General features: G+C 62.5%; 23 protein-coding genes and 1 tRNA gene. 4 read left to right on the top strand and 20 right to left on the bottom strand.

Annotation, left to right across the window (positions count from 1 at the left end; all coding sequences use genetic code 11):
• Positions 1 to 31: 31 nt before the first annotated feature.
• Positions 32 to 451: a nuclear transport factor 2 family protein gene (locus B5527_RS03550; RefSeq protein ID WP_079600045.1), complete on the bottom strand. Its 420-nt coding sequence runs from the start codon at positions 449 to 451 to the stop codon at positions 32 to 34.
• Position 452: 1 nt separating this feature from the next.
• Positions 453 to 1,106, bottom strand: a complete 654-nt coding sequence (locus B5527_RS03545; protein WP_079600044.1) for a glutathione S-transferase family protein — start codon at positions 1,104 to 1,106, stop codon at positions 453 to 455.
• A 156-nt stretch (positions 1,107 to 1,262) separates the two neighbouring features.
• Here B5527_RS03545 and B5527_RS03540 point away from each other — a divergent pair, with 156 nt between their 5' ends.
• On the top strand, positions 1,263 to 2,060 hold the full coding sequence (locus B5527_RS03540; RefSeq protein WP_079600043.1) for an SDR family NAD(P)-dependent oxidoreductase: 798 nt from the start codon (positions 1,263 to 1,265) through the stop codon (positions 2,058 to 2,060).
• A 100-nt stretch (positions 2,061 to 2,160) separates the two neighbouring features.
• Positions 2,161 to 2,601, top strand: coding sequence for a hypothetical protein (locus tag B5527_RS03535; RefSeq protein ID WP_079607037.1), 441 nt, complete (start codon positions 2,161 to 2,163; stop codon positions 2,599 to 2,601).
• A gap of 10 nt (positions 2,602 to 2,611) precedes the next feature.
• On the opposite strand, the gene B5527_RS03530 is transcribed toward B5527_RS03535, so the two are convergent.
• Entirely contained in the window at positions 2,612 to 3,022 is a 411-nt protein-coding gene (locus B5527_RS03530; RefSeq protein ID WP_079607036.1) for a VOC family protein, read from the bottom strand.
• A 185-nt stretch (positions 3,023 to 3,207) separates the two neighbouring features.
• The gene (locus tag B5527_RS03525) at positions 3,208 to 3,768 is read right to left on the bottom strand and encodes an SRPBCC family protein (protein WP_079600042.1); all 561 of its coding nucleotides are present in this window, start codon (positions 3,766 to 3,768) and stop codon (positions 3,208 to 3,210) included.
• A gap of 287 nt (positions 3,769 to 4,055) precedes the next feature.
• On the opposite strand from B5527_RS03525, the gene B5527_RS03520 reads away from it, so the two are divergent.
• Positions 4,056 to 5,141 (top strand): AbrB family transcriptional regulator, encoded by a 1,086-nt coding sequence (locus B5527_RS03520; protein WP_079600041.1) that lies wholly within the window; start codon positions 4,056 to 4,058, stop codon positions 5,139 to 5,141.
• A 235-nt stretch (positions 5,142 to 5,376) separates the two neighbouring features.
• Here B5527_RS03520 and B5527_RS03515 read toward each other — a convergent pair whose 3' ends face one another.
• Entirely contained in the window at positions 5,377 to 5,925 is a 549-nt protein-coding gene (locus B5527_RS03515; RefSeq protein WP_425305059.1) for a disulfide bond formation protein B, read from the bottom strand.
• 264 nt (positions 5,926 to 6,189) lie between these two features.
• On the opposite strand from B5527_RS03515, the gene B5527_RS03510 reads away from it, so the two are divergent.
• Positions 6,190 to 6,274 (top strand) — tRNA-Leu (locus B5527_RS03510).
• 654 nt (positions 6,275 to 6,928) lie between these two features.
• Here the strand turns inward: B5527_RS03510 and B5527_RS03505 are convergent.
• The 15 genes from B5527_RS03505 to B5527_RS03435 all read right to left on the bottom strand — a co-directional run bounded on the left by B5527_RS03505 (position 6,929) and on the right by B5527_RS03435 (position 22,659).
• Positions 6,929 to 7,681, bottom strand: coding sequence for an HAD family acid phosphatase (locus tag B5527_RS03505; RefSeq protein ID WP_172842473.1), 753 nt, complete (start codon positions 7,679 to 7,681; stop codon positions 6,929 to 6,931).
• Between the two features lie 26 nt (positions 7,682 to 7,707).
• On the bottom strand, positions 7,708 to 9,636 hold the full coding sequence (locus B5527_RS03500) for a GMC family oxidoreductase (RefSeq protein WP_079600039.1): 1,929 nt from the start codon (positions 9,634 to 9,636) through the stop codon (positions 7,708 to 7,710).
• A gap of 12 nt (positions 9,637 to 9,648) precedes the next feature.
• Entirely contained in the window at positions 9,649 to 10,197 is a 549-nt protein-coding gene (locus B5527_RS03495; protein ID WP_154071991.1) for a hypothetical protein, read from the bottom strand.
• A 264-nt stretch (positions 10,198 to 10,461) separates the two neighbouring features.
• Positions 10,462 to 12,138, bottom strand: coding sequence for a hypothetical protein (locus B5527_RS03490; RefSeq protein ID WP_079600037.1), 1,677 nt, complete (start codon positions 12,136 to 12,138; stop codon positions 10,462 to 10,464).
• A 592-nt stretch (positions 12,139 to 12,730) separates the two neighbouring features.
• Positions 12,731 to 13,279, bottom strand: coding sequence for a hypothetical protein (locus tag B5527_RS03485; RefSeq protein WP_245332817.1), 549 nt, complete (start codon positions 13,277 to 13,279; stop codon positions 12,731 to 12,733).
• Between the two features lie 263 nt (positions 13,280 to 13,542).
• A complete protein-coding gene (locus tag B5527_RS03480; protein WP_079600036.1) occupies positions 13,543 to 14,184 on the bottom strand; it encodes a hypothetical protein in 642 nt (213 codons plus the stop codon).
• 98 nt (positions 14,185 to 14,282) lie between these two features.
• Positions 14,283 to 14,540: a hypothetical protein gene (locus B5527_RS03475; RefSeq protein ID WP_079600035.1), complete on the bottom strand. Its 258-nt coding sequence runs from the start codon at positions 14,538 to 14,540 to the stop codon at positions 14,283 to 14,285.
• Positions 14,541 to 14,736: 196 nt separating this feature from the next.
• Positions 14,737 to 16,794 (bottom strand): ATP-binding protein, encoded by a 2,058-nt coding sequence (locus B5527_RS03470; RefSeq protein ID WP_079600034.1) that lies wholly within the window; start codon positions 16,792 to 16,794, stop codon positions 14,737 to 14,739.
• Complete coding sequence (locus tag B5527_RS03465) at positions 16,791 to 18,290, bottom strand: ATPase domain-containing protein (RefSeq protein WP_079600033.1); 1,500 nt, start codon at positions 18,288 to 18,290, stop codon at positions 16,791 to 16,793. Before B5527_RS03465 ends, B5527_RS03470 begins: the two co-directional genes overlap by 4 nt.
• 101 nt (positions 18,291 to 18,391) lie before the next feature.
• Positions 18,392 to 19,165, bottom strand: coding sequence for a thioesterase family protein (locus tag B5527_RS03460; protein ID WP_079600032.1), 774 nt, complete (start codon positions 19,163 to 19,165; stop codon positions 18,392 to 18,394).
• A 175-nt stretch (positions 19,166 to 19,340) separates the two neighbouring features.
• Complete coding sequence (locus B5527_RS03455; RefSeq protein ID WP_079600031.1) at positions 19,341 to 20,309, bottom strand: NAD(P)H-dependent flavin oxidoreductase; 969 nt, start codon at positions 20,307 to 20,309, stop codon at positions 19,341 to 19,343.
• A gap of 121 nt (positions 20,310 to 20,430) precedes the next feature.
• Positions 20,431 to 21,033 carry a hypothetical protein gene (locus B5527_RS03450; RefSeq protein ID WP_079600030.1) on the bottom strand — a complete coding sequence of 201 codons (603 nt, stop codon included), beginning with the start codon at positions 21,031 to 21,033 and terminating at the stop codon, positions 20,431 to 20,433.
• A gap of 56 nt (positions 21,034 to 21,089) precedes the next feature.
• Entirely contained in the window at positions 21,090 to 21,689 is a 600-nt protein-coding gene (locus B5527_RS03445; protein ID WP_079600029.1) for a YqaA family protein, read from the bottom strand.
• A gap of 46 nt (positions 21,690 to 21,735) precedes the next feature.
• A complete protein-coding gene (hisE, locus tag B5527_RS03440; RefSeq protein ID WP_079600028.1) occupies positions 21,736 to 22,137 on the bottom strand; it encodes a phosphoribosyl-ATP diphosphatase in 402 nt (133 codons plus the stop codon).
• Positions 22,138 to 22,239: 102 nt separating this feature from the next.
• A complete protein-coding gene (locus B5527_RS03435) occupies positions 22,240 to 22,659 on the bottom strand; it encodes a hypothetical protein (protein ID WP_079600027.1) in 420 nt (139 codons plus the stop codon).
• Between the last annotated feature and the right edge of the window lie 59 nt (positions 22,660 to 22,718).

The raw sequence follows: 22,718 nt of genomic DNA, 5'->3' as shown, positions 1-22,718 counted from the left end.
TTCGACAGGCCGGCGGCGCACCAGCCGCTCGTCAACAGGACGAATGGGATTTTGCGGCACCGACAGATCCTGCGGAATTATTTCGGAGGTAATTGTGTTTTACGAACGCGCCATTCTCATAGGTGGCGCCGAAATAGACGTCGATGCGCCTGATCTTGTCGCCCGCGAAGCTGAAAAACTCGGTGTTTCGAAAGCTCTTCCCGTCCCTGGCCACGCATTTGTAGGTGACAAAGGCGCCGTCGCCTTCGACGAATATCTTTTCGAGTTCGTGCCGCACGATCCATTCGGTGTCGCGCCAGCACCGCGCGAAATAGGTCGGTTTGTCGATTTCATCGTCATACGGACTGGTGAAGCGGAAATCGCCCGTCAGTGCATCCTCGACGGCCTTGCGGTCATTCGCGAGATACGCGGCAAAGAGGGCGCGGACGATGTCGGCTTTGCTTCCGCTCATGTCACGTCTCCTGCGGGAACATGGCAAAATAGGGCTCCGCTTCCTTGATCACACGCGCGAAGGAAGGCCGCGCCTTCAGGCGATCGAAATAAGCCATGACGTTTTTGTGGGTGTCGCCGAACGGCATCACCTTGCTGGCGTAAAAAAGCGCGGGCGACGCAGCACAATCGGCAAGGCTGAAAGCTTCGCCCATCGCCCAGGTTTTCGCGGCGACCTCCTTGTCGATCATGCCGTAGCAGGACTCTATCCGCGCCTTGGCTTCTTCCACCCCGTGCGGGTCTTTTTTGCCTTGCGGCCGCAACCGGTCGCCGACGATCTTCTGGACAGACAGGTGCACGTAGAGATCGTAGAAACGGTCGCGCAGCCGCGTCTGCAACGCCAACTTCGCGTCCGCGGGGATGAATCGGGTGCGGCCCGGATAATAACTGTCGAGATATTCGATAATGATACTGGACTCCGGAATGGTGCGATCCTTTGCGTCGTCCCTCAGGACTGGAAACTTGCCGATCGGCCACAGCTTCAGCAGCGCCGCGCGCTCCGTCTCGTTGCCGAGGTCGACCAGGCGCGGCTCGAAGGGCGTGTCGTTCTCGTACAGGGCGATCAGCGCCTTCCAGCAAAACGAAGACAAGGGGTGGTAATGCAGCGTGAGCGACATGCGGTCTCCTTATGTTGCGGGCGGGTATCGGGTGATGCATACGGCGGAGCGCGGGTGAAACGTTGCAGGCCGCGTATGAGAGGGTGGTGGCGAGCAAAGGCAAGACGTGATGGGGTATAGGAGCGCTCCGTTCATCAATTCGCAAGAGGACCGATCATGACTGCTGCTACCCCCTCCCCGCAAAAAGTCGCGCTGGTGACCGGCGCCGCGCGCGGTATCGGGCTTGCGGTCGCAAAACGCTTTCTCGCCGAGGGCTGGCGCGTGGCGCTGCTCGACATCGAGGGCGAGCTGTTGTGGAAAAGCGTGGAGGCGCTGGCCGCTCCCGGCAATGTACTCGGGCTGCATTGCGACGTCTCGGATGCCAAGGCGGTCGCAGCCGCGGTCGCCGAAATCGAGCGGCGGTTCGGGCGGCTCGACGCGCTGGTCAATAATGCCGGCATCGCGGTATTTGCGCCGCTCTTGGAGACCTCCGACGACGACTGGAGTCGCGTGCTGGCGGTCAACCTCACCGGGCCGTTCCTTTGCACCAAGGCCGCCGCGCCCCTGATGCGCGAACATGGCGGCGGCGCGATCGTCAACATCACTTCGATTTCGGCGGTGCGCGCCTCGACGTTGCGCTCGGCCTACGGCACCAGCAAGGCCGGGCTCGCGCACTTGACAAAGCAGCTCGCCGTCGAACTGGCGTCGCTCGGCATTCGCGTCAACGGCGTCGCGCCCGGCCCGGTCGAGACCGCGATGGCCAAAGCCGTGCACACCCCGGAAATCCGCGCCGACTATCACGACGCCATTCCGCTCAACCGCTACGGCCTCGAAGAGGAACTGGCCGAGGCGGTGTTCTTTCTGTGCAGCGACCGCGCCAGCTATATCACCGGACAGATCCTCGCCGTCGACGGCGGCTTCGAGGCCGCCGGCGTCGGATTGCCGACCCTGCGCGGCGAGCGGCGGAACGGTTAACATTCCATCTCCCCCGCACCGGAACCTTGCCTCGCGCGTCACCATTTCCTACGTCACCATTACCTAGCTCATTGTGATCCTGATCGAAGGAGTGTTCGAAATGCGGACAGCTTTCGCCAGAACAATTTTGCTCGCGACGATGCTGTGCGCCCTCGCCGCGCCGCCTGCCCGCGCCGAGGTTCGCATCCTCGCCAGTCCGGGCGGACAGGTCGGTCCGTTCCTCGATCTGTTCGAGGGCGTGCGCGAGTCAGGGGAACGCGTCGTAATCGACGGCCCGTGCCTGTCGGCCTGTACGCTGGTGCTGAGCATGGTGCCGAACAACCGCATCTGCGTGACCCCCCGCGCAATCCTGGGATTTCATGCCGCGCGGTCGGTCGATCCGCGCGGCCGGATGTATGCCGAACCGGAGGCATCCGAACTGGTGCTGGAGGCTTATCCGGCGCCGGTGCGGGGCTGGATTCGCCGCCACGGCGGATTGACCTCGCGGCTATTGCTGCTGCGCGGCCGCGAGCTGTCGGCGATCTATCCGTCGTGCCGTTAGGGCGCGATCATCACCCTTCCATCGGGGAGTTGACCATCCAGGGGATGCCGAACTGGTCGACGCACATACCGAACCCCTTGGAGAAGAAGGTCTTGCCGAACGCCATGTTGACGTTGCCGCCCTGCGATAGCGCCTTGAACTTGCGTTCGGCCTCGGCGGGATCCTGGACCTGCAACGACACCGAAAACCCCTGCGGCTTGTGGAAGTGGCCGGGCGGCGCATCGGAGGCCATGATCACCTCGCCGTCGATCGACATCCTGGCGTGCATGATCTTCTTCTTCCATTCCGGCGGCGTCGGCATCGACTCCGGCGCGCTCTCATGCGTCAGCATCATCTCGATCTTGCCGCCAAGCGCCTTTTCGTAGAACTTGAACGCCGCTTCGCAATTGCCGTTGTACATCAGATAGGGATTGACCTTCATCGCTTGCTCCTTGGTGGTGTTGTTACACACAGCGTCTCGACGTGCCCCCGATGCAGCGCAGCGCTTGAGCGATACGCCGCATCAGCGGTCTATACTTATATTATTACTTCATGGGTCCCGGCACTGCGGTGCACCGCCAAGAGCGCTGCACCGGGTCCGGGACACGATCAGTTTGGATCGCCGGTTCATTGCTCGGTGAGCCTCTTCAGGTTGGCGAGACCGATTTCGAAATCCTTGCCGATCATATGGTCGATGTTCATGAACACCTGCATCAGCCTGGACATGAAGGGCGCGGGGCCGTGCATGAGCCAGGTCACGTTGGTTGTCACGTCGGTTGTCGCATGGGTGGCACCGCCCTGCGGCAGCATTGTGAACTCGGCGGTGTTGTGGCCCTCGAACGGCCTGAAGAAATCGAGCTTGATGACGATTTTGGAAGGCGCCGAGCTGTCCAGGATTTCCATGCGGCCGGAGCCGACATTGTTGTTGCCGTCCCACGCATACACCGCGCCCCGGCCGGCTGCCGCTCCGCTATAGCTGCGTTTCATCGCGGGATCCTTGTGTTCGTAAGGGGACCACGATCCCCACTGATGAAAGTCGTTGATCAGGGAGAAGATTTTCTCCGGCGCCGCCTTGACCAAAGCCGCGCGGCGGACGCTGAAGCTAGCCGGCTTGGTCGCGGCGAGGGCCAGCACGATCGCGACCGCGACCGCCAGCACGATTGCGGCGATGGCAATGATCTCAACCATGAAAAATCTCCGTATCTATCAAATTGCCAGCCGGGCAAGCGCAACGCTATCTTATCTCCTCCCCAATCGCCCTCTCATTTCCAGAGGAATTGGTGATGCACAATCCAAGGACGCACAAGGTCGGCGCGATCCGACAGGGGGGCGAATTAATTTGCAGGCTGTGGCTTTCTGTCGCTGTCCCTCCCTCCATCCCTCCCTCTGCGGTCGGGTAGAGAACAAAGCGACGCGCATTGCTCGGTTGCGTTGACGCATTTGTGTCTAATGGGCGGATTTGCCATAAACGCGGCGTGACCTTGATCCCTGCATCGGCGGCTTTTGCTCTCCCCAGCCGCACCCGAACCCTCAACGTGCTCGAAACGCTGGTCATCGGCGCCGCGGGCGGCGGGCTGTTTTTGTGGGGACATCTTCCGGGCGGGCTGATCTCCGGCGCCATGATCGCGGTGGGCGCCGCCGCGATCGCAGGGCGGCCGCTGGCCGTGCCTGCGATCCTGACCCAGACGGTGCTGGTGCTGCTCGGGATATCGCTGGGCTCGCTGGCATCGCGGCAATTGCTGCAGCATGTCGGCGCCTATCCCCTGACCATTGCGCTCTTGGCGCTGGCGACGTTCTGCGCGACATTCGGCAGCAGCCTCTATCTGCAGCGCGTCCACGGCTGGGACCAGACCTCGGCGTTTCTGGCCGGAAGCCCCGGCGCGCTGTCGCAGATCACCATGCTCGCGATCGAGAAGGGCGCGGACGTATCGGCGATCGCCGTGGTGCAGACCATGCGCGTGATCATTCTCACCGCGGCGCTGCCGATGCTGCTGGCGCTGACCGGGATCGCCCCGTCGTCGCCGCCGATGGCCGCGTTCGCCATCGCCTCGCCGCTCGAACTGGCCGAACTGATCGCGGCATCGGTGGCGGCGGCGCTGCTGCTGCGGCTGATCAAATTTCCGGCGAGCTGGATGTTCGGCGCGATGATCGGCTCGAGCGTGCTGCACGGCGCCGGACTGGTCGAGGGCGGCCTGCCGCCCTGGGTGCGAGGGGTGGCGCTGATCGGGATCGGTTCGCTGATCGGCTCGCGCTTCGCGCGGATGAAGCCCAAAATCCTGCTCAGCCATGTCAATGCGGCGCTGGGCTCGTTCGCTGTCGCCATCATCATCTCCGCGGTGTTCGTCGCAGTGATCGCGCTGACCACCCATGTGCGGTTCGGCGACGTCATCGTCGCGTTCGCGCCGGGCGCGATGGATGCCATGCTGGCACTGGCGCTGACGCTGCACATCGACCCGATCTTTGTCGGCGCCCATCATCTGTCGCGTTTTGTCTTTGTCACCATCGCGACCCCGGGCATTGTGCACCTGTTCGGACGCCCGCAGGAAGATGTGGACGATTAGGCTCGCAACACCTCTTCCTGAGAAGGCGTGAAGCAATGTGTCTCGTGTCCCGGACGCGGTGCAGCGTTCTTCACGCTGCTCCGCAGAGCCGGGACCCACGGCTACGGGTTCATCATCGACCCCGGATCAGCAGCGCACCGCTTCGCGCTGCGCAGCGTCCGGGGCACGCCAAACCCTCATCCAATGCGCTGGCCCATGGTTCGAGACGGCGCAAACGCGCCTTCTCACCGCCTCCTCACCATGAGGACCTGCGCCCGGTCCGCGCGATGCCCCATGCCGCGATCGCTGCCATCAGCAGCGAGATCAGCACGTTGTAGCCGGCCAGCGACAGGCCGAGAAAGCGCCACTGCACTTCGTCGCAGCGGACCACCTTCACGGTATCGAGGCGCTCCAGCAGGTTGCCGGCGCTGCCGAGATTGCCGACCGGGCCGGTGCAATCGGTCGGCCCCTGCCAGAACTGCCATTCGACGCCGGCGTGATAGGCCCCCAACCCGGCATTGCCGAGCGTCGCCAGCGCGAGGATCCCAAGGCCCACATACAGCACGGAGCGCGGGGCATGCCTCGCCGCGGCGAGCGCGGTCAATACGGCGAGCGGCACGGCGAGGTAATAGGCATAGCGCTGCTCGAGGCAGAGCGGACAGGGCTGGATACCGTCGACCAGCTGCAAAAACCACGCCCCCGCCAGCGTCGCCGCGGCAATGACGGTGATGGCCAGCGCCGCCATCAGCGCGGGATTGGCGTCGCCGCGCGCGTGCGACCGGGAGGCAGTGCTGTCGAGCGTCACGTTGATCTCCTGTGGCAGAGCGTCCTATCCCGCGCGCCGCGCGCTGTCGAGGCGAACGCGATCACGCTGGGGTGTTTTGCCAGGTTTGACGGGACGCAGCCGGGTCATCGCCATTGCCCGGTGCATCCAGGCGCTTGCCATGCGAGCGGCCCGGCAGCCGTTCGGACCATCGGCCTCCGCGCGACGAACCTATCGGGTTGACCCCAAGGTGCCGCCCGCTATATTCCGCCGGCTTCGCGACCTCGCTCCGGCGAGCGTCCGAAGGCCCCTGTGGCGGAATTGGTAGACGCGCTCGACTCAAAATCGAGTTCCGCAAGGAGTGCTGGTTCGATTCCGGCCAGGGGCACCAGAAGCTTTGTCGCATGGCTTCTCATCTATTCAATTTTAAACCGCCAACTGCAGATATGAGTTCGCGTTCCCGCGGCGCGATGCGTCCGAGGTTTGCAATCAATCTCCGCCCTGAAAACAGAGGGCGTGGGGAATGCCGGGCGCCCGATGCACCCGCAGCCTCGTGTGCGCATGGGGTAGTAAGTATGCACACGAGTATTCACAGCGAGCCATCGGAAATCACCCGACATTCCCGCACGCAATGGTTTTACGGCTTATACCGCGCTCTCCCCGGTGATCGGCTTTCTTGTCACCGTCATCTGCGGAAACCTGGCTCGTCCGCGCCCGGTCGGGCCGACTTGCCTTCCGCAAACTTGACGCCGGCGTCGAGGCGTCAGGACCACACGTCTTCGCCGTCCGCGAGCAACATCGTTCGTCAGCATGCCGGTCGTCGCTCACGGGCCGTGAAGCCCGCCCTGCGATCCCTTGCACACCCGACGCTGCCGCGTCCACCGCAACCCGCCCCAACGTTCACGACGATGGCCAACGCCCCTCTGATCGGGACGGGATGGCAGAGGATATAAAGTGATTTGTGTCTTCGGAAAAACAGAATATTTTTTCAAAAGGGGCTGGACACGAAATCGCGGAGCGAGCCTGACGGGCAAATCAGTGCCTGTTACGGAATGAAGTAGAACGGGTTGGGCACCTTGAAGGTGCAGCCGCCATGCTCGCCATCGATGTCGCTCATCTGATCCCCGGCATTGGCGATGATGGTGTAGCCCTCGGCCTCGACCTTGATCCGCTCCGCCGTTTTGTAGGCCTGCACAGTGGGGAAATTGTCGCGGTCGGGGCGCGTTCTCAGCTCGGTCCAGCCGTCATATCCGGCGTGATCGAGATTGATGATGGTCGCGTCCCGCTGGCTGTCCGGGCGGCCGGTAATGAAAATCACCGCGACGCCGCTCGCCTTTGCCGCTTCGAACAGCTTTCGCGCCGGCTCGATCGCTTCGGCGCTGGACTTGAGGATCCACCGGTTGAAACCGCACGGGCCCGCCGGCAGCACGTCGCAGGAGCCGCCGGCGACGAAACCGAAATCGTCGGCCGCCAGATTCGGCCAGTTGGTCAGCGACGTCTCATCGATATCGAGCACCAGCGCCGGCCGCTTCGACTGGCTGGCCCGCTGCTCGACAAGTTTTCGCGCCGCGTCGAACACCGCCGCGAGGTCGTCATTGTAGTACTTGTCGTGATAGTCGCGCAGCAGAGTCTTGATGGTGCCGACATTGAGCGTACCCGGCGGCGGCTCGGGAATATGGTTCGGCACCGGAGCCGGGCAATCGGCGGGAGCGGCGAGTGCGAGGCCCGGAGCGGTCGCAAGCGACACGACGACCGAAGCCGCGATCAGTAAAGTCCGGTTTCGCTCCGTGCGCTTCATGTCTGCCCCCGCCCGTAACGTCATCCTTAACCGCGCGATCTGAGGTTAGTCGCGATGTTGTCCGCGGTTCGCAGCGCCAGCGCGGAAAGCGTCAGCGTCGGATTGGCGGTGGCGCCGGTTGGAAAGGTACCGCTTCCGACCAGATACAGGTTATTGTGATCATGGGAACGCTGGTTCGAGTCGACCACCGACGTCTTTGAGTCCTTACCCATCCGGTAGGTCCCCATGATATGACCGGCGCCGCCATAGGTCAGCGTGACAGGCTTGCCATCGATCATCTCCTCGAAACGGCCCGGACTGTCGCCTGAAGCATCGGGCAGTCGATGGGTGAAATCCGTCGCACCCAGCTTGTCGAAGAGAAGTTTTCGCATGCGATAGGCGGCGACGATTCCCTGTCTCGTGTAATCCGAAAGATTGTAGGATATTTCCGGACGCGGCAGCCCCAGGCCATCCGTGAATTCCGACGACAGCGTCACCCGGTTGTTCGGATCCGGATCTTGCTCGACCAGAAAGCCGATCCGGAACTGTCGTGTAGTCAGACTGTTCATTTTGTTGGCGAGGTCAGCGCCGAACAGGGCAGATTTTTCGTCGCCGAGTTGGCTGAATTCCTTGGTATTTATGCCGCTCGAGTTCATTCCATTGACGAAATCGATGGTCGTGACGTGGGGATCGCCGCCGAATTTGAGGCCGGCAACCACGAAGTTCCAGCCTTCATTGCCGATGTCGACCCGGAATGCCGCGCGCTTGGCGCGAAATGCTCCGTCGCAGAGGTCGCCGATTCCCGAGGTGATCAGTGGACCGCGATAGGGGAATACCGGCTTTGCGGTCTGCGGCAGCAACGCCCAGCCGAGATAATACGGATGGTCCATCAGGTGGCGTCCGACCATGTCGCTGCTGTTCGCCACGCCGTTGGGGGTTCGGCCGTCGTTCTTCGACATCAGCAGCAGCCGTGGCGTCTCGATGGCGTTTGCAGCGATGACGAAAATTTTAGCCTTGACGCATCCTTCTCCGGTCTTCGGTCCGTTCTCTTCCTTGTAGGTGATATAATTGATCTGGCCGACGCGCCCGTTTTCGACGATGACTTCGCTGGCGACCGCATGGTCGATGAGTTTCGCGCCCCGGTCGGTCGCATCGTTCAAGGTAATGGTCGGGTCATATTTGGCCTGGATCGGGCAGATCGGAATGCAATTGGTGTTGCCGGCGCAAGCGCGCCGATTTCGATATGGCTGGGAATTGCGCGCCGCCGGCAGGCTTCTCACCTTGATCCCGGTGACGGGTTGGTCCATTCCGAGAAACTTGGTCTCGTCCTCGGTCAATTTCGCGAGTGCTTCGCCGACGCGTTGATCGAGCAGCGACCCTGGAATCCTCGGCATCGGGTAAGTGTATTTATCCGGGAAATGGATGCCGAGGTATTTTTGTTCTTCCATATCCGCCGAAACGCCGAGCTCGGCCTCCGCCAGGCCGTACCACTTGCTCATTGTTTCAGAGGTAGTGTCTTCCGGCCAATCCGGGAACGGAAAGTCTTTCGTGTCCTTTCCATGGCTCGATTTCATGGTGAAATCCGAAGGCACAAACCTCAGGGAAGTGCCGAGCCAATGCGACGTGCCGCCGGCAACACGGTCGTAGGTGCTGGTGAAGGGCCGCGGCCCCTTTTGAACGAGATAACTCTGTTTGGGATCATTCCAGCTCGCGCCCAGCATCAGCGACGTCGGCCTGCCGGCCGCCATTTTTGCCGGTTCACCGAACAGATCCGGAGGATAGGGGCTCTCCGGCACCTTGGCGTTGGCCTCGTAGAACGTCTTCATGTACTTATTAATATTCGGCGGGACGCCCGGCCCGGCCTCGAGGATAACGACCGTGATGCCCTTCTTGCGCAGTTCATTGGCGATCAAGGATCCGGCAAAACCGGACCCGACGATCGCAACGTCGCATGTCATGCAATTATTGGCGGCCATGATTGGGCTCCCTCAGGGAATCGTTGCGGTGATGAAACCAAGGGGAGAGTTCTTGTCGTTTGGATCGACCGGCTCCCGCGACCAGTAACCGAACTGCAGGTTGCTGTAGCCCATCGGGTGGGCTTGCGCGATTTGCCAGACCAATCCCTGGGTATAAGCCTTCGCCGAAACGACCTGGGAGGGGATCGGTTCAAGAGGAGCGCCGGGCGCGGAAAATTTTTTCAAATCCTGCGGTTTGTACCAGGAGCCGAGATACCACAGCAAAACGATGCTGCGCGCCATATACTTCGTATCGTCGTTGGCATTTGCTTGGCTGATGATTTCGGGCGCCGACTGGCGATGGTCCTTGGCAATCTGCAGCAGTTTTTCGAACGTCGCGGCGTCGCTGACATTGACCCAGTTGAAGTAATCGTTCTTGACGTTGATCGGGTCGATGCCAGGATCTGCTTCCAATATCGGCAGCAACTTTGTACTGTCATTCGGGTCCCTTTGCGAGAATTCGGGGGCCAGATTGATCACATGAATTCCCGTAAGCGCCGCGGAAAGCACCAGGAAGGCCATCATGTCTTCGCGCAAATCCGGATTTGCGGTGTGCGCATAGGCTGCCATGTCGCTGGCACCGACGGCCGCCACCGCGGTCGTGGCCACCGCGCCGACGAGCATAGTGCGCCGGGAGACTTCGCCGGCCTGTTCATCGTCCGTCGCGCTTCGCGCAATTCGATTGCGCCCGTGATGCGGTGACGTGCTCATATTGCCCCCAATCATTCCAGATCCGTGTTGCACCTGTATCGGCCAGGCAAATCTATTTTTACTTCCAAGTCTGTTTTACTTCGTCTCCGCCTTCTTCTCCGGCTTGCCTGGCGCCTTTTCCAGCATGAACGTGAAGTCCGATTGATTGAGACGTACTTCACCAGGCTGTGGGTTCGACGCGCCGGGCTGAAAGCTGACCGCGTTGCCGTGGCAGCCAATACAACTCGATGACGCCAGAGGAATCTTTCCCTGGCTGTAGGTTTCGAGCGTGGAGTTCGCCAGATAAGTCGGCGCCGGCGAACAATTCATATCCGGCTGCTTCAGGAAGTCGGTGTCGGGCGACGGCACGGCCGCAGCTTGCGAGTGCAATGCCGTGCATCCAAATACGCTCGGCCATTGGGTGCTGATCAGCATGTAATTGTCCCATACCGTACCCTTCAGCATGCTGTGAAAAATGCTGTTCATGTTCTTGGCTGCATCGGTCAGCGGGACTTCGCGAACGATCTGGCTCTTGAACGTGGCATCCTTGAACTTCAACTGAAGCGCCGGATCGGGTTGCCAGAACTGCCGTGGCGGCGTCGCATTTTCCTCCGCACACTTATCCCCGCAATTGACGTCAAAGAAATTATAGGGGCCATGGAAGTCACGATTGGTGACTTCGGTTCGATCCGGCACGTTGTTTTTGTGCTCGAACGAGGTCCAGATCCACTGCGGTCGGCTTGCGGTCTTGTGCACGGCATGAAAGCCGATCAACCCCAGGGTCTCGCGCAGGCATGGAGGCGGCGGCGCGTTTGGATCCTCGGACTTCGGCATGGAAACCAGGGCGTTCACCATGTGGAAGTTTCTGGCCTTGATGTCGTCAGGTCCCAGAATCTTCCAGGAAACCTTGAGCATAAAAGCCCCGGTATCGGCGACCACCGCCTTTTGCTCCGGCTTTCCGTCTTGCGCCGGCTTTCCCTCTTTGGGATTTTGACCGACCGGAAAATCGACCGCCAGGCCGAAATTGGTTGGGTCCTGCTGTCCCTCTTTGCTGTATAAATGATGGTCCCGGATGTAGTCGAACATCTGCCGGTTCATCAGGATGTCGAAAATCGCATAATGTCCCTGCTGATCGATCAATGGACCGGTCTTGAACGGCTCGTTGTAACTCTCCTCGATCATTTTGACGACCATCGTGCCGGGCTTGTACTGGGCGCGGCAGGCCGGCGGCAGCAACCTCACCTTCTCGGCTTCCATCTCCGCTCGATCGGCAGGCCATTTCGGCGGCCCCATATCGGCAGGCAACATGACGTCGAGAAGCTGCTTGAAGCTGTCCATATCCTCCCATCGCGTTGGTGTATCCGCCTGCGATTGTTCGATGCTTTTTCCGTCGGCCGGCGAGTTCAGGGCGATGAAAGTGCGCCACGAATAGAAATCGAAGCCGCGCTGCAGATTGTCCAGCGCAATCGTCTCCTGTCCACCCGTGCTCACGCTCTCCTGACACGGCAGACCCGAATTCAGAATGCTGTCCTTGTCATTGACAGGGATGATCCCCGGGGGGACGCCCCGGCCGACCAAGCTTCCCTTGAACGGATCGGTGGCGATGGTCTTGGGATTGGTATCGCATTTCAGGCCGGGCGCCTTGCTTTGAAAGGCTGTTGGCTTTGCAGCCGTTTGAGCCGACGACGGCGCCGACAAGCGAGCCAGCGCGATAAGGACAACCGCGGTTGCGATACCAACGGCGAACAGACGGCTATGGCGCATGGTCGACATCCCCCTCTCGGGCCAGTGGAGTATAGAGCCAGTCAGCAGACACTTTCGTGATATTTATTTTGCAACCTGCTGTAGAAGGCGAAACAGAAAAATTGTGTTGTCAAAGCCACCCAGGCATCCGGAAAAAATCTCCGGACGCCATTTAAGGTAGAGCTAAATCTTACAACTGCAAATTGTCAATACGAATCCTCATACTTGTGCATCTTACGCCGATCGGATGCGCACCGCATCAATGAAGGCTCGCGATTTATCGATCGCTTTAATAAAATTTTTTGGTCCGATTGACAGGCTTTGTGAACCGACAGCTTGACTTACGATCGAAACGCGCATCTGCGCGCTCGACGGCCTGGACCTAACTCGATTTTTGTTGGTCGCGTCGGTCCGGATCCGGTTCAAGGATCATTCGCCGGTTCAGTGTGTGCCGACAAATTTCGTTTGGATGTCGGAGCGGAGGGTCGTGAACGACCCGATCGCCCCGCACACCCGGCCCGGTGGCGGCGCGCTCAATTCTTTATGGTCGATCAGCGTCGAAAATCGCGCGGGGAAAAGAAACAGGAGTTTGCAGTGCGCGCTCCAGACCGGAACCGGGATTTCAGTCCGGACCGAACAGACGGATCTGAGGCATCTCCATTCTCACCGGCTCAACCGCAGGCTCCTGCCTCGGCTCGGCAGCGTCCTCCCTGACGTTTTCCTCGACCGCTTTGATTTCCTGCTGCCTCTGCCGGCGCCTCTCGGCCCATTGCTGGCGGCGCTCGGCCCTGCGCCTGGCCTCCGCCCGCTTGATGTCGGCGTCCCGCGCCCTGGCGAAGGCGTCGTCGGGCTTGGCGGTTTTTTCCGGCGCCGCCGGCTGGGCCACCGGTGCAGCGGCGACTTGAGGTGCGGGCCTCGCGGGCGGGATAGCCGCTGAGCTGTCAGCCGGTTGCGCCGCATTCGGCGCGGAATTGGCGGCCTCTATCTGCGGCTGAGCTTGCGCGGGCGGCGCCGCAACATCTGCGGCCGGCGCAGGCGGCGCAGCGGCCAGATACCGGACCGGCTCCGCGGGCGCCTCGGCCGCTTTGATCGGCTCCGGCGACATGCGCCGCTCCAGCCGGGTCATCTCGGTTCCCGGCTTGGGCGACTTGGCGCCCATGATATCCGCCATCAGCAGACCGCCGCCGAGGCCGGCGACGATCGCAACGATGATGGTTCCCGCTCCTGCAAAAATAAGCCGTCGAGACGCGCATGTTGAGCTCCCTTTCGGCTGAAAACGCCCAACGTGCTTCGATGTTCCGCTGCTCGGTAGAAGCGAAACCGGACGCCGGACCACCTTATTCAGACGAACGCCGTCGTCTCATTCCCGGCGATCAACTTGCAGGACGGAAAAATTCAAACGACGATGCGCCGGCCGGGCGCGGGGCGCGTCGCTCAGATCTGAGCGGCCACCTTCTCCAGCCCGATCAGGCGGGCGAGCGTGCGCACTTCCTGCTTTTGATCCTCGCGCAGTTGGAACAAGAGTGGCATCGCCGCCGATTTCAGCTGCTGGACTTCCGCGGCATCGGGATCGATCGGCATACCCGTTGCCTTCGGATCCGCCTGACGCGTGGCGTGGATCTTGCGGGCCACCGCGCGCAGCGCGGTTTCCACCGCCGGCCAGTAATATTCCTGGTCGGAGGAAAGTTTCAGGCGCTCCTTGATGCCGGCGATCTGCGCATCGCTGAGCAGCGCGTAGGATTTTTGCGGCTGCGGCTTGTGCACAGCCACCGGCTTCGGCGCCGCAGGCGCTTCGATCTTCGGCGCCTCGGTGTCGGCGGGCGGGCTCGATGCAAAGGCCTGCCGCAGCGGCTCGGTCGATACGGCGGCTTGCGGCGGCTCGTATGATGCCAGCGCAAACGCCACGACCGCCAGCCTGTCCTTCTTGTCTGCCTTGTTCGAGACGGCGGCTTGCACGATGGGGGAAGCCGGTTCCGATCCGACCGTGGGAACGCTGTCGCGGCCGAGAATGCTGGCGGCGGTGGCACCGACCACGAGGAAACAGGTCAGCGCGGCAATGGTGATCGCTCTCGTCAAGCAGCTCTCCGTTTCGGTCGACGACCAGCGTCACATCGCCGAAAACTGGGAATTAATTAAGGCTTATCCGTGCCGCGGCGGCGAATTTGGCGGCCAAATCAGGCCGCGACCGAAAGATCGGAGAGGTCGTAGGCGTCCTGGATATCGGCGACGATATCGGACGCTTCCCACAACGCGTCCGGCGTGACCGAGCGCAGGCTGATGGTCCAGTTACCGCCCTTGCTGGAGCGCGGCATGCTGACGATGTCGAATTGCACGCTGCGGCACAGCGGATGGCGGTCGAGCGCGTAGGCGACCCGGGCCCTGATCTCGTCGAGTGTTGCGGGCGTTTTTGCAAAGAGGGTCTCGAAATCCATGTCGCTTCCCTTCGATGGCGGTCTTCGGCCCAACCCGCCGCGCCGGCGGTGGCGGCCTCGGACGTCATTGTAGGGGCGAGTTTGGTTAATGGCGGGTTAAGGCTGGAAGCTGCCGATATCGCGAACGGGCAGACCTGTGTCCCGGATCAGCAGCGCGTCACGCCGAAGGCGGCGCTGCGCAGCATCCGGGACACGATCAAGCCCCGAGCAATTGATCGAGCCGGTCGCGCAGCTGGTCCTGGTGATAGGGTTTCGCCAGCCGCGGCAGGTCGAGCTGGGCGCCGTCGGGCAGTTCGGCATAGCCGGTCGCAAGTAGGATCGGCAGCGACGGCCGCACCGCGCGCGAGGCCGCCGCCAGTTCGACACCGGTCATGCCCGGCATCACATGATCGGTCATCATCAGGTCGAGCGGCTGCTCGCTCTTGAGGATATCGAGCGCATGCAGGCCGGAGCTGGCGCCGATCACGTGGTGGCCGAGATCTTCCAGCATTTCGGTGGTCGACATCGCGATCAGCGGATCGTCGTCGACGAACAGGATCACCGCGGAGCGGTTGACCTTTTGCAACGTCTGCGCCGGGATTTCGGCTTCCGGCACGGCGGTGGCGACCGGCAACAGCAGCGTTGCCGTGGTGCCCTTTCCGACCGTGCTCGACAACTGCAGCGCTCCGCCGAGTTGCACCGCAAGCCCGTGCACCATCGACAGGCCGAGGCCGGTGCCCTTGCCGAGCGGCTTCGATGAGAAGAACGGCTCGATCGCCCGCTTGAGGATCTCCGGCGTCATGCCCTTGCCGGTATCGATGACAGACAGTTTCAGGTAGCGGCCGGATTTCAGCACTGGATCGCCGCTGGCCTGGTGTTCGGCAAGCCGGATCTCGATCGAACCGCCGTCGGGCATCGCGTCGCGCGCGTTGATGGCGAGATTGAGTACCGCGAGCTCGAGCTGATTGGCATCGACGCGCGCCGGCGGCAGCCCTTCCGGAAGTTCGAGCCGCAGCGCGATGCGCGGTCCCAGCGATCGTTCCAGAAGATCGATCATGCCCTGGATCAGGCCCCGCAAATCCATCGGCACCGCCCGCAGATCCTGCTGCCGCGCGAACGCCAGCAGGCGCTGGGTCAGCGACGCGCCACGCTCGGCGCCCTGCAAGGCGCCGTCGATCAGGCGATGCAGGCGCGGATCGTTGGGAAGCCGTTTACGCAGCAGGTCGAGATTGCCCATCACCGCCATCAGCAGATTGTTGAAATCATGCGCAACGCCGCCGGTGAGCTGGCCGATGGTCTCCATCTTCTGCGCCTGGCGCAATTGCTCCTGGGCCTTTTCGCGCGCAGCGACTTCCTTCATCAGATCGGCGGTACGCTGCTCGACCCGCTGTTCGAGCGTCGCCGTCAATTCCGCCAGCGCGGTGCGCTCGGCGGCCAGTTGCGCCAGCAAACTCTCGCGTTCGATTTCCGCGACCTTGCGCGCGGTGATATCGGAGGAAACGCCGACCAGCGATTTGATGCTGCCGTCAGGCCTGCGAACCGCGCGCGCCCGGACATCGACCCAATGCTGCGATCCGTCCGGCCAGATATTGCGGTATTCGATGCTGTAGTCCTGGCCGGTCTTGATGGTCTGCTCCACCACCTCCATGCGCCTGGCGCGATCGTCGGGATGAACCGCCGCCAGCAGATCCTGATACGAAAACGGTTCGCCCGGCTTGCGGCCGAAAAACGCCCGGCAGGTGTCTGACGCTTCGAGCTCAAACTCCGGCAGATGCAATTCCAGCGCGCCGAGATGGCCGGCGTTGAGCGCGGTCTGCAGCAGGTCTTCGCTTTCGGTGAGATCCGCGAGAATGGCGCGGGTCTGGTACTGGCGGCGGCGGCCCCGGACCGCGGAGCCGACAACGCTCACCAGCGTGGTGGGATGGAACGGACGCTCGATGAAGGTGACGTTGCCGAGCACCTGCCCGAGCCGCACCGCATCGGGATTGCGCTCGGGACCGCCGCCCTGATGCGTCAACAGCACGATCGGGAAATCGGACCATGACGGCTGATCGTTCAGCCAGCGCACCAGGCCGCGCAAATCCGCGGTCTTGATCGCCTCATCGGCGATCACCGCCAAGCCCGCGCCGCCTTCGATCTCGTGCAGCAGAGCGGCGAGATCAGTGCAGATGTTGGCGTAGAAACCGGCTTCCTTGATCAGCGCCGCGGCGACCGTGGCGTCGCGTCCGGTCGGAGCGAGAATGACGGCACGCTCGGAGGATGCACCCGGCCTCACGCACCTTGCTCCTGCAGCAACGGCTGGCCCCCGCCGATATAGATCGGAACGCCCCGCAATATTCCATGGAAGCCGTCAAGCGGCTCGCCGATGGTGAGACCGCGGCTGTCGATGCGGTACTCGCGAATCGTCGATTCGTGCATTCCGGTACGTTTCTTGATGATCGACATCGCGCGCCGCACGTTGCCCAGCGCCTCGAAATAGCGCAGCAGGATCACGGTGTCGGCGAGATAGGTTACATCCACCGGGGCTTTCATGTCGCCAACCAGCCCGTGCTGCGCCACCGTCATGAATGTCGCCGCACCCCGCCGATTCAGGTATTGCAGCAATTCGTGCATGTGCAGGATCAGCGAATTTTCCTCGGGCATCGCCGCCTGATAGCCGTTGAGGCTGTCGATCACCACGGTCTTGATATGATCTTCATCGACCCGCTGGCGGACGCGATGAGCGAATTCGCCGGGCGACAACTCCGCGGCGTCGACCTGGTCGATGAAGAGGTTGCCGCCGCGCTGCATCTCCTCGAGATCGATGCCGAGGCCCTTCATGCGCGCGAACAAAAGGCCGAGTTCCTCGTCGAACACGAACAGCGCCGCCTTTTCGCCACGCTGGATCGCGGCGGCGATGAAGACGATCGCCGAAAGAGACTTCCCTGTGCCCGCCGGTCCCAGAATCAGCGTGCTCGATCCGGCCTCGATGCCGCCACCGAGGAGTCTGTCGAGCTCGGCGATGCCGCTGGACATCGTCGTTCGCACAAAGTTGCTGCGATGTTCAGACGCCACCAGGCGCGGAAACACGTTCAAGCCGCCGGTCGTGATGGTCACATCATGATAGCCGCCGCGAAACTTGACGCCGCGATATTTGATGATGCGCGCGCGCCGCCGCTCGGCGCCGTAGGCCGGCGCCAGTTCTTCAAGCCGCAGCACGCCATGGGCGACGCTATGCACGGTTTTGTCGGCGAGCTCGGTCGTCAAATCGTCAAGCAGCATCACCGTCGTGCCGAATTTCGCGAAATAGTGCTTGATCGCCAGAATCTGCCGGCGGTATCGCAGCGAACTTTGCGCCAGCAGCCTGATCTCGGAGAGACTGTCGAGCACCACCCGGCTCGGCCGCGCGCGTTCCACCGCTTCGAACACCTGCTTGGTGGTCTCGCCGAGTTCGAGATCCGACGAATAAAGCAGGCTCTGCTGCTGTTCGGCATCGAGCAAACTCTCCGGCGGCAGCAATTCGAACACTTCAACGCGCTCGTCCAGCGTCCAGCCATGGGAGGCCGCGCCGTCGCGCAGTTCCTGGTCGGTCTCGGACAGGGTGATGTAGAGACATTTCTCGCCGGCCCGCGCGCCCTCCATCAGGAATTGCAGCGCAATGGTGGTCTTGCCGGTCCCGGGCGCGCCCTCAACGAGGAATACGTGCCCACGCGAAAACCCACCCGACAGGATGTCGTCAAGCCCCCAGATACCGGTCTTCGCCTTTCCGGCGATTGATTCAACTGAATTCATACGATCCCCTAACCGGCTTTAAACCGCTGGGGCATCCTGCGGTTCCCTGCAAATGGAACTATTTTGGGGAGCGCCCATTGGGCCAAGCGGCCGCCCGCCGCTTATCGCCTCTCGATGACGAGGCTTTGGACGGCGCGGCCGAAATAGCCCCTGATGTCCGCCAGCCGCGCCATGGCGAGGCCCGTGCCATCGGGACCGATCCAGGATTCCGCATCGAGCAAAATCCACTCACCTGTCGGCGGACGGGCAAAACTGACCGTGAGGTCGGCATTGATGAAAGTCCACTCCCGGAAATCAAGCACGGCGGAGGTGCCGTTGCAGAAATCCGCGGCAACCACGGCCCGCATGGCCTGCGAAACCGGCGAACCCTCGACCAGCGGCCGGTCGACCCGATACCAGATCGCACCGGAACCGGGCACGCCGAAGCGGCCGCGGGCGGCGCGCATCGAAATACCCGATACAAAAGGACTGCCGGAAAAATCCGGCTGCTCTTCGCGCGCCTCATCCGGTCCGGGAAATTCGACCGGCTGATCCCCTACCTCCGACGGCAAGGGCAGCGCCCGGGTCTTGACCTTGAGGATTGTCGCGCCGACCACAACGACGTCCCCGGCGCGCAGCCTGACCGCGCAAAGCTGGATCTTTCGCCCCTCGCGCAGCACCTCGGTCTCGAGCGTCAGCGGCGCCACCGGCACCGGGCGCATCAGGTCGATAGTGACGCGCGCGATTTGCATCGGCTCTCGCGTCGGGATCGCTTCGGCGCCCCAGACCACCAAAGCCGCCGGCGCCGAGCCGTGCTGCATGCGCGGGTCCCAGGGACCGGCCGCATCGGGACTGGTGACGACGTGCTTGCCGTCGACGCGATAGATGGCGCCCATCTGTTTATTCCATTTTCGGGGTTACGTTCCCCGGATGCCGCGCAACGCGCCGCGCTTGCGGCGTGGTGCGCAGCTGATCCGGGGTCCATCCTTGTGTGCGTCAACGTGGGTCCCGGCTCTGCGGAGCAGCGTGAAGAACGCTGCGCCGCGTCCGGGACACGACGTCATGTCCTGGTCACAGCGGCAGATCGACCGCGTCGTCGTATTCCTGTTTGAACCGCGCGATCAATTCGGCGGCGGGCAGGATCTTGCCGACGCTGCCGACGCCCTGGCCGCTGCCCCAGATTTCCTTCCAGGCTTTTGGCTTGGCGCGCTCCCCCGACGCGTCGGTACCGAAACTCATCTTTGACGCATCCGACTCCGGAAGGTTGTCGGGATCCATGCCGGCCGCGACGATCGACGGCTTCAGGTAATTGCCGTGCACGCCCGTGAACAGGTTGGAATAGACGATGTCTTCGGCGGTCGAGGTGGTGATCATCCGCTTGTAGCCTTCCACCGCGTTGGCTTCGGTGGTGGCGATGAAGGCCGAGCCGATATAGGCAAAGTCGGCGCCGAGCATCCGCGCCGCGCGGATCGCGCGGCCGTTGCCGATCGCGCCCGACAATGCGATCGGCCCGCCGAACCATTGCCTGGTTTCCGCCACGAAGGCGAACGGCGATATCTCGCCGGCATGGCCGCCGGCGCCGGCGGATACCAGGATCAGGCCGTCCGCGCCCTTCTCGATCGCCTTGTGCGCAAATCTCTGGTTGATCACGTCGTGAAAAACGATGCCGCCCCAGCGATGCGCAGCCTGATTGAGTTCCTCGCGTGCGCCGAGCGATGTGATGATGATCGGCACCTTGTGCTTCTCGCACAGCGCCAGATCCTGTTCGAGCCGGTTGTTCGATCGATGCACGATCTGGTTTACCGCGAACGGCGCCGAAAGCCGGTCGGGATGCGCCATGTCGTGCGCGGCAAGTTCCTGCTTGATCCGCGCCAGCCACTCGTCGAGCAGATCAGGCGGACGGGCGTTGAGCGCCGGAAACGATCCGACGATCCCCGCCTTGCACTGCGCGATCACCAGATCCGGCACGGAAATAATGAACAGCGGCGCACCGATCACGGGAATCGACAGACGGCCCCGAAACAAGGCAGGCATGGACATTTGGCAGCATCCTTTGGCTTGTTCAGGGGACGGCGTCAGGCATGGCCCCAAAGATGCCAGACATCATACCAACAAGGCAATTGCGCCCGCGACACGTCGGCAGCGTCAGCCCGATCCCGCGTTACTGGCACAGCGCTCGAGTCACGTAATTGTCAGTCCGGCAGTCGTCGGGTTTTCGGGTCCGGCCGGGAATCAACACCTTCGCGGAGCATTTTTCCGCGGAATCGACCGTGAGGCTCTTGCCTTCCTTGAAACCTTTGCTCTGGCAGAGCCGGTCGGCGCCGACCTTGCAGTCCGGCGCGCCGCCAGCCGAAACCGCACATATCATGCGGCCCGACACCATGGAGGATGGCGTGGCCAGACGCGACAAGGTGTCGCCGGCATCCCTGGCGCGTGCGTTAAAATCGTCGATGGTGTCGCCCGGGCTCTTGAGCGGCGGCAAAATCGACAGGGACTTCTCGAACAGCTTGCCCATTTCGTGGAGCAAGCCCGGGTTCTCTTCGCGCGCCGGCGCAGGAGGTGAGGATGCGGGCTCTCCTTGCTGAGGCGGCGGCCGGTCCGGTACCGCTGGCTGGGCCGGGTCCTGGATACCGAGCGTGGGTGACGGCGGCGCTGCTTGCGACCAACCGGCGCCGGTGACAACCATCAGCGTCAACACCGCTGCAGCCGCGGTCGCGACATGCGCCCTCGTCCGCGCGATCAGATGGCCGGCTCGATCAAGCATGACATCCAGCGTAACCTGACGGCCCGCGAAACGGCAAAGCCTTTCGCGGGCCGTCTTCAGATCATTCGAAATGCGACAAAGAAACCAAGCACCAGTACGGCGGCGCCGAGCGCCACCCACAACCCCAGATGCTTCTCGATCCTGACGCGGATCCATTCACCGTAGCGGTTGAGCAGGATGGCGACCACGAAGAAGCGGCCGCCCCGCGCAATGATAGAGCACATCACGAACAGCCAGATGTTGTAGCCGGCAAACCCCGAGGTGATGGTGACGAGCTTGTAGGGAATCGGTGTCAGGCCCTTGCCGATGATGATCCAGGCACCCCAATGGGCGTAGGACTCGCGGAAGGCTTCGACCTTGCCGCCAAGGCCGTAAAATTCGATCAGCCAGTGTCCGATGGAATCGTAGAGCAGCGCGCCGATCATATAGCCAAGCATGCCGCCCACGACCGAGGTCGCGGTGCAGATCGCGGCGTACAGCCAGGCCCGCTGCGGCCGCGCCAGCGACATCGGGATCAGCATCACGTCCGGCGGCACCGGAAAAAACGAGCTCTCCGCGAACGCGACCGCGCCCATGACCCACAGCGCGTATGGTTTATGCGCAGCGTCGATACACCAATCGTAAATCCGTCTCAGCATGGCGCGATGAACCACCATGGAGCGGATTTGTCCATGCCGGGAGAGCGGGGAATTTGGAGGAGGTTCAGTGCCGTTTGCGGAGGCCGCGGCCTTCGAGCGCGACAATTGGTCGCCGCGCGGCGTGCGGCGACGACGCCTTGGGCATTTTCATGGCCGATTTTGGCAGCTTCTCGGCAATCCCGAGCATGTGCTCGCGCCGCTCCATTTCGCGCCACACGTCCTCGGGCCGTACGCCCGCCGACGCCCATAAAACGGTGAGATTGTAGAGAAGATCGGCACTCTCGCGGACCACCGCCTCGGAATTGCCGTTGACGGCGTCGATCACGACCTCGATGGCTTCCTCAGCCAGCTTTTTGGCCATCTTGTCCGGGCCGCGCTGAAACAGCCGTGCGGTTCGCGAAATTGCCGGATCGAGATCCTTGGCCGCGATCACCGCCAGATAAAGCCGCTCGAGCGAATCACTCATCGCCCAAAACTAATCCAAACCTATGGCCAGCGCGTTAACGCGCAGGCATAAAAATTTGCCGGCGACACAAGGGGCGCCGGCAAATCAATGACGGGGCGGGATTTACCAGCCGGCGTTCGGATGACCATGGAAATAGGGCACGCTCGATCCATAGCCATATCCGCCGTAATAGGGGCCACCGCCGTAGTAGACCGGGCCGCCGCCGTAGTAGCCGGGGCCGCCGCCATAATAACCGTCATCATAAGCATATGCCGCGCGGTTCTGGCTCGCGGCGATCGCAAGGCCGGTGCCCACGATGCCGGCGAAAGCGGCTACGGCTGCACCGCCGCCGCCGCCACGGTAGGACCGGCGGCGGGCGCTGATGTCAGTGGTAACGCTGGTCGCGGCCGACAGGCCCTTGCCTGATGGCACGGGCCCGGCGAGCGCCAGCGACGGCTCGACTACCGTCAGTGCGACTGCCGCGACGGTCGCCATCGCGGCGGTGCGGCCAATGAATGAAAACACTCCTTTTCGCGCAAACATCTCAATATCCTCCGTAACGGCCCGCCTCCGGTAACTAACCGTGGAGCCCCGCGTTAGGT

Origin of the sequence: Bradyrhizobium erythrophlei (assembly GCF_900129425.1) — a bacterium.
In the GTDB taxonomy this organism is placed as follows: Bacteria; Pseudomonadota; Alphaproteobacteria; order Rhizobiales; family Xanthobacteraceae; genus Bradyrhizobium; species Bradyrhizobium erythrophlei_C.
This window is presented reverse-complemented; position numbering and strand designations above follow the sequence as displayed.